Annotated in this window: 9 protein-coding genes; 4 read left to right on the top strand and 5 right to left on the bottom strand. The window is 61.5% G+C overall.

From position 1 onward, the window contains the following. Positions 1–183: 183 nt before the first annotated feature. The gene (locus tag RI103_RS01060; protein ID WP_310813660.1) at positions 184–852 is read left to right on the top strand and encodes a GNAT family N-acetyltransferase; all 669 of its coding nucleotides are present in this window, start codon (positions 184–186) and stop codon (positions 850–852) included. Between the two features lie 81 nt (positions 853–933). Here RI103_RS01060 and RI103_RS01055 read toward each other — a convergent pair whose 3' ends face one another. Further along, positions 934–1431: an Lrp/AsnC family transcriptional regulator gene (locus RI103_RS01055; RefSeq protein ID WP_310813659.1), complete on the bottom strand. Its 498-nt coding sequence runs from the start codon at positions 1429–1431 to the stop codon at positions 934–936. 165 nt (positions 1432–1596) lie between these two features. On the opposite strand from RI103_RS01055, the gene hppD reads away from it, so the two are divergent. Continuing rightward, on the top strand, positions 1597–2694 hold the full coding sequence (gene hppD, locus RI103_RS01050; RefSeq protein WP_310813658.1) for a 4-hydroxyphenylpyruvate dioxygenase: 1098 nt from the start codon (positions 1597–1599) through the stop codon (positions 2692–2694). A gap of 177 nt (positions 2695–2871) precedes the next feature. Here the strand turns inward: hppD and RI103_RS01045 are convergent, their stop codons facing one another. Then, positions 2872–3072, bottom strand: coding sequence for a hypothetical protein (locus RI103_RS01045; RefSeq protein WP_310813657.1), 201 nt, complete (start codon positions 3070–3072; stop codon positions 2872–2874). A gap of 360 nt (positions 3073–3432) precedes the next feature. Here RI103_RS01045 and RI103_RS01040 point away from each other — a divergent pair, with 360 nt between their 5' ends. Beyond that, on the top strand, positions 3433–7032 hold the full coding sequence (locus tag RI103_RS01040) for an indolepyruvate ferredoxin oxidoreductase family protein (RefSeq protein WP_310813656.1): 3600 nt from the start codon (positions 3433–3435) through the stop codon (positions 7030–7032). A gap of 214 nt (positions 7033–7246) precedes the next feature. On the opposite strand, the gene RI103_RS01035 is transcribed toward RI103_RS01040, so the two are convergent. Together RI103_RS01035 and RI103_RS01030 are read right to left on the bottom strand one after the other, a co-directional pair. Then, positions 7247–9529, bottom strand: a complete 2283-nt coding sequence (locus RI103_RS01035) for an NADP-dependent malic enzyme (protein ID WP_310813655.1) — start codon at positions 9527–9529, stop codon at positions 7247–7249. A gap of 314 nt (positions 9530–9843) precedes the next feature. After that, entirely contained in the window at positions 9844–11076 is a 1233-nt protein-coding gene (locus RI103_RS01030) for an MFS transporter (protein WP_310813654.1), read from the bottom strand. Between the two features lie 376 nt (positions 11077–11452). Here RI103_RS01030 and RI103_RS01025 point away from each other — a divergent pair, with 376 nt between their 5' ends. Next, complete coding sequence (locus tag RI103_RS01025) at positions 11453–12139, top strand: orotate phosphoribosyltransferase (RefSeq protein ID WP_310813653.1); 687 nt, start codon at positions 11453–11455, stop codon at positions 12137–12139. A 92-nt stretch (positions 12140–12231) separates the two neighbouring features. On the opposite strand, the gene RI103_RS01020 is transcribed toward RI103_RS01025, so the two are convergent. Continuing rightward, a complete protein-coding gene (locus RI103_RS01020; protein WP_310813652.1) occupies positions 12232–12921 on the bottom strand; it encodes a response regulator in 690 nt (229 codons plus the stop codon). Positions 12922–13104: the final 183 nt, after the last annotated feature.

The raw sequence follows: 13104 nt of genomic DNA, 5'->3' as shown, positions 1-13104 counted from the left end.
CGTGTCACGAACGTCCGTTCCATTTATTTGTTCTTCTAAATCAATGGTCTGAAAATAGGGCGCAAGCTTTTTAGGCACTCTCTTCAAATATTGATACGGGTTTTCCCTAGTTATCGGTCTTGTTCTCCGTTAAAATTGCTTTTGCGGTGCACCACGCCGCTTGACCAAAAGGAGAACCCGACCATGAACTTGATTACACCCCGCGCCGCTGAGCCGATCGTCGCGCACGATCGTTTGACGCAGCCAGCCGGTCGTGCGCCTGCTCTGGTCCGCGAACTCACCACTGTCGACCGCGAACGTCTGCTCACTCACTTCCTCGCGCTCGACGAAGACGACCGGCTCCTGCGCTTCGGCCAGATCGTGCCGGACCACGTCATCGAAAACTACGTCCGCGCGATCGACTTCACGCGTGACACCGTGTTCGGCGTCTTCAACAGTCAGTTGCAGCTTACGGGCGTCGGCCACCTGGCCTATTTGCCTGCCGAAGGCGACAAGCGCACAGCCGAGTTCGGCGTGTCCGTGCTGGAAAGCGTTCGCGGCCAGGGCATCGGCTCAAAGCTGTTCGAGCGCGCCGCCATTCGCAGCCGCAATACGCGCGTCACCACGTTGTACATGCACTGCCTGTCGCGCAACTCGACCATGATGCACATCGCGAAGAAGGCCGGCATGAAGATCGAATACGCGTACGGCGAGGCTGACGCTTACCTCACGCTGCCGCCGGCGGATCAATCGAGCATCATCACCGAAATGCTGCAAGAGCAGGCTGCCGTGTTCGACTACGCGCTCAAGCGGCAAGCGCGTCAGGCGTCCAAGCTGTTGGAGTCGTTCATGCCGTCGGCTGTCGCAGCCTAAGCGACTTGCGCTGCGGCACCAAAAAGGGCGGCCCGGGGGCTGCCCTTTTTCGTTGCCGTGCCAGCACGCAAACTGCCGCGCTCACAAAATCGGCAGCACCGTGGTCTCTTTGATCTTTTCGAGCGAGAAGCTCGTTTTCACGTCGATCACCGACGGATGGTGCAGCAACTGGTCCTGCACGAAGCGCGAAAAATGCGCCATGTCCTCCACCTGGACGCGCAACAAGTAGTCCATCTCGCCAGTCATCGCATGGCATGCCACCACTTCGGGCCAGGCCTGAACGGCCGCGCGGAACAGATCGGCGTGCGTGGCGTCGCCGCGCGGACTGATCGCCGGACCGCCGCGCTTTTCCAGCCGCACGTTCACGTACGCGAGCAAGTCGAGCCCGAGTCGCTGCGCATCGAGCAACGCCACATAGCCGCGAATTACACCGCTCTCTTCCAGCCGACGGATACGCCGCAGACAGGGGCTCGGCGAAAGATTGATCCGTTCGGCGATCTCCTGATTTGACAGCCGGCCATTCTCCTGAAGGATCGCCAGAATTCGCCTGTCGATGGCGTCTATCTCTATATTGGCCATTTTCTGCCGTCCATTTGAAACATTGGGCTAGAAACTAGCGCCAGCGTATCCATGCGCGAATAAGTTCGCAAGTTTTTGCCGCCGACAGGCCTTTACACTTGCGTCATTCAGTCGCGCTCAATCGCACATCCCCGCCAGCGCCCCGCGCGCATCAGGAGACAGACAATGCAGGTTTCAACTTGGGAAAATCCGGTCGGCACCGACGGCTTCGAGTTCATCGAATACACCGCGCCGGATCCGAAGGCGCTCGGCAAGCTGTTCGAACAGATGGGCTTCACCGCTGTCGCGCGTCATCGTCATAAAGACGTGACGTTGTATCGGCAGGGCGAAATCAACTTCATCGTCAACGGGGAACAGGATTCGTTCGCGCAACGCTTCACGCGTCTGCACGGCCCGTCGATCTGCGCGATCGCCTTCCGCGTTCAGGACGCCGCCAAGGCATACAAGCAGGCTTTGGAAAAAGGCGCTTGGGGCTTCGACAACAAAACCGGCCCGATGGAATTGAACATTCCGGCGATCAAAGGCATTGGCGACTCGCTGATCTATTTCGTCGACCGCTGGCGCGGCAAGAACGGGGCCGAGCCGAACAGCATCGGCAACATCGACATTTACGACGTCGACTTCGAACCCATTGCGGGGGCGAATCCGAACCCGGTCGGCCACGGCTTGACCTACATCGACCATCTGACGCACAACGTGCATCGCGGCCGGATGCAGGAATGGGCGGAGTTCTACGAGCGTCTGTTCAATTTCCGCGAAGTGCGTTATTTCGACATCGAAGGCAAAGTGACGGGCGTGAAGTCGAAGGCAATGACCTCGCCGTGCGGCAAGATTCGCATCCCGATCAACGAAGAAGGTTCGGAAACCGCCGGCCAGATTCAGGAATATCTCGACGCCTACCACGGCGAAGGCATTCAGCACATTGCCTTGGGCAGCAACGACATTTACCGCACGGTGGACGGCTTACGCGCATCGAACATCTCGCTGCTCGATACGATCGACACTTACTATGAACTGGTCGACCGCCGCGTACCGAATCATGGTGAACCGCTCGACGAACTGCGCAAACGCAAGATTCTGATCGACGGCGCGCCGGAAGATTTGCTGCTGCAGATCTTCACCGAAAACCAGATCGGTCCGATCTTCTTCGAGATCATTCAGCGCAAGGGCAATCAGGGTTTCGGCGAGGGCAACTTCAAGGCGCTGTTCGAATCGATCGAACTGGATCAGATTCGCCGCGGTGTGGTGCAAGACAAGAGCTGACGGCTTGCGCAGCTTCACAAGGCGCGTAACCAGACCCAAATGAGTAGATCCAAATGAAAAGGGCGAAGATCTCACGATCCTCGCCCTTTTCACGGGTGCCGTCGTCTCAAGCAGAACCTTGCTGGCTTGATGGGACAACGGCCGGTTGTTCAACTGACACACCGCGTGAGCGGTGCATCACGAATTCTGGTCTTCCTCGTCGGACTTGCTGGATCGCGTGACGCGGTCCATGGTAATGCGTGCGGGCGCGACCTGCGCCGGACGCGTCACCGCGTTCGACAGCTCCCCTGCGCTGCCCGAGTTCGAGCGCACCGGTGCGCTCATAGCGAAAAATGCGGCCGAAACCATCAGGAACGTCTGGATGTTTCTCGTGTTCATGCGTACTCCTTTTCTGACTGCCCTGCTGTCGTGAAGCTCCACCGAATGCGGAGCGTTGCGCGGACATTGCTCACAGGTGCCCGTTTAGACAGGCGTTTCAACCACGGTTCCGCAGATTCGTAGCTTTTACAGGTTGTTACAGGACGCGGCGACGAAACGCCGCCAGCGCGAACGACCACTACGGTCCGACACCATCCATATGGCTGCGACGCTGCATTTTTGGCAGCCTGCGGCGGGTTTTCACCAGTGCTACCATCACTTAAAACACGTCAATATGACGGCCCCGGCCCTACGCATTCACAAGATGCCGCGGCCCAAAAAAGTTTTGGTGATCCCAAACTGGTTGGAGGAGTACACATAATGAACGCCCCGCTAGACGCAGGTCAGCGAGCCTCGCTCGAAGCCGCGCTATCTTCCGTCACGCTCGACGACAAATACACCCTCGAACGCGGCCGCGCGTACATGAGCGGCATCCAGGCGCTGGTGCGTCTGCCGATGCTGCAGCAGGAACGCGACCGGGCCGCCGGACTCAATACCGCCGGTTTCATCTCCGGTTACCGTGGATCGCCACTCGGCGGACTCGACCAATCCCTGTGGAAGGCGAAACAGCATCTCGCCGCGCATCAGGTCGTGTTCCAGCCAGGCGTCAACGAAGACCTCGCGGCGACCGCTGTCTGGGGTTCGCAGCAGGTCAATCTGTACCCGAGCGCCAAGTACGACGGCGTGTTCTCGATGTGGTACGGCAAAGGCCCAGGCGTCGACCGTTCCGGCGACGTCTTCAAGCACGGCAACTCAGCCGGGTCGGCGCGCAACGGCGGCGTTCTCGTTCTCGCCGGCGACGACCACGCCGCGAAATCCTCCACGCTCGCGCATCAGTCCGAACACATTTTCAAGGCGTGCGGCCTGCCGGTTCTGTTCCCGTCGAATGTGCAGGAATATCTCGACTTCGGTCTGCACGGCTGGGCAATGAGCCGCTACTCCGGCCTGTGGGTCGCGATGAAGTGCGTGACCGATGTGGTCGAGTCGTCGGCTTCGGTCGATATCGATCCGCACCGCACGAAGATCATCCTGCCCGAAGACTTCGCGATGCCCGAGGGCGGCCTGAATATCCGCTGGCCGGATCCGCCGCTGGTGCAGGAAGCGCGTCTGCTCGACTACAAGTGGTACGCCGCGCTCGCCTACGTGCGCGCCAACAAACTGGACCGCGTCGAAATCGACTCGCCGCACGCGCGCTTCGGCATCATGACCGGCGGCAAGGCGTATCTCGACGTGCGTCAGGCGCTGACGGACCTCGGTCTCGATGACGAAACGTGTTCGCGCATCGGCATCCGTCTCTACAAAGTCGGCTGCGTGTGGCCGCTCGAAGCGCAAGGCGCGCAGGCTTTCGCGCGCGGCCTCGACGAAATTCTGGTGGTCGAGGAAAAGCGCCAGATTCTCGAATACGCGATCAAGGAAGAACTGTACAACTGGCCCGACGCCCAGCGTCCGCGTGTGTTCGGCAAGTTCGACGAGAAAGACGGTGCGGGCGGCGAATGGTCGGTGCCGATGGGCAACTGGCTGCTGCCAGCGCACTACGAACTCTCGCCGGCGATCATCGCCAAGGCCATCGCCACGCGGCTCGACAAATTCGACTTGCCGTCCGATGTGCGCGCCCGCATTGCCACGCGCATCGCGGTGATCGAAGCGAAGGAGAAGGCGCTGGCGCGGCCGCGCGTCGAAGCCGAACGCAAGCCGTGGTTCTGCTCGGGCTGCCCGCACAACACGTCGACCAACGTGCCGGAAGGTTCGCGCGCGATGGCCGGCATCGGCTGCCATTACATGACTGTGTGGATGGACCGCAGCACCAGTACGTTCAGCCAGATGGGCGGCGAAGGCGTCGCGTGGATCGGCCAGGCGCCGTTCAGCAACGACAAGCACGTGTTCGCCAATCTCGGCGACGGCACCTACTTCCACTCAGGGCTATTGGCAATTCGCGCGGCGATCGCGTCGAAGGCCAACATCACGTACAAGATTCTCTATAACGACGCGGTCGCCATGACCGGCGGCCAGCCGGTCGACGGTGTGCTGACCGTGCCGCAGATCACGCATCAGCTCGCCGCCGAAGGCGCGACCAAAATCGTGATCGTCACCGACGAGCCGGAGAAGTACTCCGCGAACGTCGGCCTCGCGCCGGGCATCGACATCCATCATCGCGACAAGCTCGACGAGGTGCAGCGTGAATTGCGCGAAGTGTCCGGCACGACGATCCTGATCTACGACCAGACTTGTGCAACGGAGAAACGCCGCCGCAGGAAACGCGGCACGTATCCAGACCCGGCGCGCCGCGTCGTGATCAACGAGGCGGTGTGCGAAGGCTGCGGCGATTGCTCGGTGAAGTCGAACTGCCTGTCGGTCGAGCCGCTCGACACCGAGTACGGTACGAAACGCCAGATCAATCAATCGACCTGCAACAAGGACTTCTCGTGCGTGAACGGTTTCTGCCCGAGCTTCGTCTCCATTGAAGGCGGTCAGTTGCGCAAGCCGAAGGCCGCCTCCGGCCTCGCCGGCGACGCGATGCCGCCGGTGCCGGAACCCGAGTTGCCGTCCATGGAGCGGCCGTACGGCGTGCTGGTGACGGGTGTCGGCGGGACGGGCGTCGTGACGATCGGCGCGCTGCTCGGCATGGCCGCGCATCTGGAGAACAAGGGCGTCACCGTGCTCGACGTCACCGGCCTCGCGCAGAAAGGTGGCGCCGTGATGAGCCACGTGCAGATCGCGAAGAATCCGGCCGACATCCACGCGACCCGCATCGCCATGGGCGAAGCGAGTCTCGTGATCGGCTGCGACGCGATCGTCACGGCCAGCGACGAATGCGTGTCGCGCATGCAGGCGGGCCGCACACGCGTGGTGTTGAACAGCGCGCATACGCCGACCGCCGAGCTCATCAAGAATCCGAACTGGCGCTTCCCGGGCACCAGCACGGAAGCCGACGTACGTGCGGCCGCAGGCGACGACGGTGTCGACACGGTCGACGCGAATCACTTCGCGGTCGCGCTGCTCGGCGATGCGATCTATACGAACCCGTTCGTGCTTGGCTATGCATGGCAACGCGGCTGGGTGCCGCTAATGTATCAGTCGCTGATGCGCGCCATCGAGCTGAACAATGTGCAGGTCGAGAAGAACCGCGCGGCGTTCGAATGGGGTCGCCGTGCCGCGCACGATCTGGCAGCGGTACGCAAACTCGCGCAATCGCAGGGCCGCGGCGCCGCGGCGGAAACGGCAAGCAGCAAGATCATCTCGCTGCACACGCCGAAGGCGCTCGACACGCTGATCGACAAACGTGCCGACTATCTGACGGCGTGGCAGAACAGCGCGTATGCCGAGCGCTATCGCGCGCTGGTATCGCAAGTGCGTGCGGCGGAGTCGGCGCTCGATTCGATCGACGGCCAATTGCCGTTGACCGAAGCAGTCGCGAAGAACCTGCACAAGTTGATGGCCTACAAGGACGAGTACGAAGTCGCGCGTCTGTACAGCCATCCGGCGTTCATCGAAAAGCTGAAAGCGAATTTCGAAGGCGACTGGAAACTGCACATTCACCTCGCGCCGCCGACGTTCTCGAAGAAGGATGCCAAGGGTCATCTGGTGAAGAAGAAGTACGGCCCTTGGGTTTTCAGCGCAATGCACGTGCTGGCCCGCTTCAAGTTCTTGCGCGGCACCGTGCTCGATGTGTTCGGCAAGACGGAGGAGCGTCGCACCGAGCGTGCGTTGATCGGCGAGTATGACGCGCTGGTGCGTGAACTGATCGCAGGTCTGACCGTGCAGAAGCGTGAGCTGGCCATCGAACTGGCGAATCTGCCGGACGGCATCCGTGGCTACGGTCACGTGAAAGAAAACAACGTGAAGGGCGTGCGCGTCAAATGGAACGAGTTGCTGGCGCGGTGGCGTTCGCCTGAGGCCGGCAAAACGCAACACGCGGCTTGATCGGAATGGCTTTGACCGGCTCGCCGGTCAAAAAAACAAAAGGCGGCTGTCCTCGCGGACAGTCGCCTTTTTTTACGTGCTGTGAGAGGTGAAGCGTGACACAGGTGCGACGAATGCGCCAATAAAAAGCCACGGACGCGACATCCGTGGCTTTTTCGCAGACTCGTCGCGAACGCCTCGACGAAGCGCCGCTCCGAGTTTCAAAGCACCCGCACTACTTCGCGTTCACAGCCTTGCGCGCGTTGGCCGAAGCCACTGCCGTCATGTTGATGATCCGGCGCACGGTCGCAGCCGGCGTCAGGATGTGCACCGGCTTCTCCGCGCCCAGCAGGAACGGGCCGACCGTCACGCCTTCGCCGCCGATCATCTTCAGCAGGTTGTACGTGATGTTCGCCGCTTCCACATTCGGCATGATCAGCAGGTTGGCTTCGCCGGTCAGCGTCGTACCCGGGAATGCAGCCTTGCGCACGGCTTCCGACAATGCCGCATCGCCGTGCATCTCGCCGTCGATCTCGAGCGAAGGCGCACGTTCGGTAATCAGCTTGCGAGCCGCAGCCATGCGTTGCGACGACGACGACGGTGCGCTGCCGAAGTTCGAGTTCGACAGCAACGCCACCTTCGGCGTGATACCGAACTTCTCCATCTCACCCGCAGCCAGCATCGTCATATCGGCGAGCTGCTCGGCGGTCGGCGTTTCATTCACGTACGTATCGCAGATGAACAGATTGCGGCCCGGCAGCATCAGCAGATTCATCGCGGCGAAGTTCTGCACGTTGTCCGCCTTGCCCAGCACTTGCTCGATGAACTTCAGATGCGCGTGGTACTGGCCGATCATGCCGCAGATCATGCCGTCCGCTTCGCCAAGGCGCACGAGGATCGCGCCGATCAGCGTGTTGAACTTGCGCATCGCGGCCTTCGCCACGTCCGGTGTCACGCCTTCGCGCGCGCCGAGCTCATGGTAAGCCTGCCAGGATTTCTGATAGCGCGGATCGTCTTCCGGATCGACGACCTCGAAGTCGTCGCCGCACTTGAGCTTCGAGCCCATCTTCTTCAGACGCATTTCGATCACCGACGGACGGCCGACCAGAATCGGCTTGGCGATCTTTTCCAGCAGCACGAACTGCGCGGCGCGCAGCACGCGCTCGTCTTCACCTTCGGCGAACACGATGCGCGCCGGCTCCGACTTGGCGGCCGCGAACACCGGACGCATCACCATGCCCGTGCGATACACCGTCGTGCCGAGTTCTTCGCGATACGCGTCCATGTCCTTGATCGGACGGGTCGCGACGCCCGAATCCATCGCGGCTTGCGCGACGGCCGGCGCGATCTTGATGATCAGACGCGGATCGAACGGCTTCGGAATCAGATACTCGGGGCCGAATTCCAGCGAGTGGCCTTCATAGGCCTTCGCGACTTCATCGCCCTGATCGGTTTCTTCGGCGAGTTCGGCGATCGCGCGCACGCAGGCGAGCTTCATTTCTTCCGTGATCGTGGTCGCGCCGACATCCAGCGCGCCGCGGAAGATGAACGGGAAGCACAGCACGTTGTTGACCTGGTTCGGATAGTCCGAACGGCCGGTCGCGATGATGCAGTCCGGGCGAACCTTCCTGGCCTCTTCCGGGCGGATTTCCGGTTCAGGGTTTGCCAGCGCGAGAATCAGCGGCTGCGTGCCCATTTCGGCGACCATCTCCGGCTTCAGCACACCCGCGCTCGAACAGCCAAGGAACACGTCGGAGCCGCGGATCGCGTCAGCGAGCGTGCGTGCCTCGGTGTTCGCCGCGTAGCGTTCCTTCGACGGATCGAGGTTGCCGCGGCCTTCGTAGATCACGCCCTTGGAGTCGGTGACGAGAATGTTCTTCTTCGACAGGCCCAGATTCACCAGCAGATCCAGACACGCGATCGCCGCTGCGCCCGCGCCCGAACACACGAGCTTCACTTCGTCGAGTTTCTTGCCGACCACTTTCAGGCCATTCAGGATCGCCGCCGAAGCGATGATCGCCGTGCCGTGCTGGTCGTCGTGGAAGACCGGAATCTTCATACGCTCGCGCAGCTTCTTCTCGATGTAGAAGCACTCGGGCGCCTTGATGTCTTCGAGGTTGATACCGCCGAGCGTCGGCTCGAGCATCGCAATCGCTTCAACGAGCTTGTCCGGATCGGACTCGGCGAGTTCGATGTCGAACACGTCGATGCCCGCGAATTTCTTGAAGAGACAGCCCTTGCCTTCCATGACAGGCTTCGCGGCGAGCGGACCGATGTTGCCAAGGCCGAGCACGGCCGTGCCATTCGTGATCACGCCGACGAGGTTGCCGCGCGAGGTGTACTTCTGCGCGTCGAGCGGCTCGTCGTAGATCGCCATACAGGCCGCGGCAACGCCTGGCGAGTAGGCCAGCGACAGATCGAGCTGGTTCGATAGCGGCTTGGTGGGCGTGACCGAAATCTTGCCTGGTTTCGGATTCTGGTGGTATGCGAGAGCGCTTTGCTTAAGTTGTTCGTCCATTTTTTGGCCTGCGAGACGTAAGTGATCGGGCCCGGCACACCGCACCGTCAGCGTCGCGTGCATCTGTCGGATGGATAATCGACCCAGGCGGTTTTGCGCATGCGCCGGTTGAGCGCGGCGTCGAACCTCGCCGGAGGACAGGACGATGCGGAGTGCTTCGCGGGCCGGTTAGTGTACACCCCGAATGAGGCGATGCACTGACTGGTTAACGTGACTCGCCATCGGCGAAACAAGGTGCGCGCAATGCTGCGGCGCCGCATCAGGCGGCGGTCTTGCGCTTTATCAGCCGCAGGTCACGCACAGGCCGTTCGCGCTCACTCGAGCTCCGCGCCCCGTCGTTCGGGAATCAGGAAGAGCGTGGCGCAGATGTCGAGCAAGTAGATCGACGCGAGCAAAGCGAGCGCCGCGCCGAATGAATAACGCGCGGCCAGAGCGCCCACCACCACGGGCCCGAAACCGCCCACCGCGCGGCCGACATTGAAGAGCACGTTCTGCGCGGTGGCGCGCGCGTCGGTGGGATAAAGCTCGGAGATCAGCGCGCCGTAACCGCCGATCATGCCGTTGACGAATACGCCCATCGCCGCGCCGCCAATCAGGAGCGCCATCGGCGTGCCCAGATGAGCGTAGACGAATACCATCACCACCGCGCCCGCCTGATAGAAGAGAAAGGCCGGCTTGCGGCCGAAGCGGTCGGCGGCAATCCCGAACAGCCAGATGCCGCACGCCATGCCGAGAACCGTCACGGCGGTCCACAGTCCGGATTTGGTCAGCGAATAGCCGAAGGTTTTCGACAGATAGCTCGGCAGCCAGATCATCAAACCGTAATAGCCGAAGTTCTGCACCGAACAGAGAATCGCGACGCCGATGCTGGCGCGCGTGGTGCGACCATCGGCCACAAGCAGTTTCAGCGGCAGCTTGCGCATGCCGCGCGCCGCACGCTCGGTGAAAAGTGCCGGCTCCTCGACGCGGCGCCGCACGAAGAACGACACCACCGCCGGCAAGAGTCCGAGCGCGAACATGCCGCGCCAGCCGATCGCCGGCAACAGCAGCGGCGTCAGCAACGCTGCGGCCAACACGCCGAGCTGCCATCCCAACCCGACATACGACGACACGCGCGCCCGCTGCGACGCCGGCCACGCTTCGGCCACCAGCGTCATGCCGATGCCGAACTCGCCACCGAGCCCGATCCCGGCAATGGTCCGGTAGGTCAGCAGGTCGGCATAGCCTTGGGCCAGTGCGCACAAGCCGGTGAACACGGCGAAGATCAGGATCGTCCACGTCAGCATGCGCACGCGGCCGAAATAGTCGCTCAGCACGCCGAAGATCACGCCACCCGCGACCGCGCCGATCAGCGTCCATGTAACGAGCGAACCGGCCTGTGCGGAGCTCAGATGCAGATCGGCGGCAATCACCGGCAGCATGAAGCCGAGAATCAGCAGATCGAAGCCGTCCATTGCGTATCCGAGCACCGAGGCGATCAGCGCTCGGCCGGCGTAGCCATTTCTCACTAGTGCGCGGGAATCGGTGGCGGAGGGAGCGGCGTTCATTGAAAGGATTCCGTAGGTCAAATGGGCGGCAACAGCGGCACGCGCCCGAGAAATTCGCGTGAGTGTAAAGGTGCCCTTGGCGGCTCACAAGCGAGCCAAAAAGCATTCGCCGAGGCGAGTGCCCTGCGCCGCCCTTCGGTGTCTGGCAAGGCCGCCCGATGCGTCCGTTGTGGCCGTCATTCGGCGCCGCCACGCACGACAGGCTCCTCGGAAGGGTCCGTTTCGGGTAAAATGTCGGCCTACGCGCGCAGCAAAAACCGGCCTGCACTCCACTGACCGGCCGCGTACTCCGCCCAACATGGCGCGGAATACCACGCTTGCTGCGCCACCGGGCCCCGCGCCCGCTTCTCCCCGCTCACACCCAAGGATTCCGCCCATGACAGGCTTCGATCGCCAGACGATCTCCGACACGACCGCCAAAATGCTGCTCGAAGTGCAAGCCGTGCACTTCAACGCGGAGAAACCGTACATTTTCACGTCCGGCTGGGCGAGTCCGGTTTACATCGACTGCCGCAAGCTGATCTCGTATCCGCGCGTGCGCCGCGGCCTGATGGAAATGGCCGAGACCACGATTCTGCGCGACGTCGGCTATGAGCAGATCGACGCGGTCGCCGGTGGCGAAACCGCTGGCATCCCGTTCGCGGCATGGCTCTCCGATCGCCTGATGGTGCCGATGCAATACGTGCGCAAGAAGCCGAAGGGTTTCGGCCGTAACGCGCAGATCGAAGGCCTGCTGACCGAAGGTCAACGCGTGCTGCTGGTCGAAGACCTGACCACCGACAGCCGCAGCAAGATCAACTTCATCAACGCGCTGCGCACTGCCGGCGCCACGGTGAACCACTGCTTCGTGCTGTTCCACTACAACATCTTCAAGGAAAGCGTGTCGGTGCTGAAAGACATCGACGTCGATCTGCACGCGCTCGCCACGTGGTGGGACGTGCTGCGCGTCGCGAAGGAAAACAACTACTTCGACACCAAGACGCTGGACGAAGTGGAAAAATTTCTGCACGCACCGGCTGAATGGTCGGCTGCGCACGGCGGCGCTACCTCGACGCCGCAGTAAACCTCTCCGCCTCGCGCGGATTGAATAAAAAGGGCGCCTGTCTTATCGACAGGCGCCCTTTTCTATTTTTGCCTTAACCCTCGTACACGACTTTAAGACACTCCGCCTTTGTCTTCCGTTGAATGCGACGACAGGTTCAGCAAGCCATTGCTCTGCGCGTACTGGAACAACTCGGAATCGCGCTCGATGCCGAGCTTGCGCATGGCGGTGTTCTTCTGCGTGCTGATAGTCTTGATGCTGCGGTTGAGATGCTCCGATATCTCCTTGATCGTCATGCCCGACACGAACAGACGCACCACTTCCAGTTCGCGTTTGGACAGCATCACTTCGTCGTTCTTGCCACCGGCATTCATGCGCAGCGTATCGAGCGATGCCTTGACCGACGGGCTCATGTATTCAATGTGGCGGCTGACGTGCTGCACCGCGAGCCCAATGTGGCTGAGATCGTCCGACTTGTTGACGACGGACGTCACGCCGAGTTCGCTCAGTCGCTTGAGCAACGCGGCGTTCTCCAGCATCGTCAGGACGACGATGGGAAGATTGGGGAAGTTGCGGCGCAGATAGCCGATCAGCGGCAACCCGTCGCCGTACTGACCGCCTGGCATTGCCAGATCCGTGACGAGCACGTCGCAGGCAATGGTTTGCAGCACTTTGATCAACTCGGTTGACTGTCGCGCACGCGCGACGACCTGCAGACCGGGGAACTTGAGCAAAGCCTGTTCGGCGCCGAACAGAATAACCGGATGGTCGTCAGCGACCACGACCCTGACTGGATCTTGCATTGCCCTCCCCTCAACAGGTAAATCTCTCTCCAGAACTTCCGACATGTCTTTTATATTCTAGCTACTCAAACGGGTGAGGACGCGGCCTATCACGGCTCGGATAATTCCTCCGACTATAGCCGATTACGGTCCGCAAATTCCAGCGGACCGCAACAATGATGCGTCGTAGAGCTAATGTTAGAC

The sequence above is a fragment of the Paraburkholderia sp. FT54 genome, from assembly GCF_031585635.1.
GTDB lineage: Bacteria > Pseudomonadota > Gammaproteobacteria > Burkholderiales > Burkholderiaceae > Paraburkholderia.
Note: the sequence above shows the minus strand (reverse complement) of the source record. Positions and strands in the feature narration are given on the sequence as shown.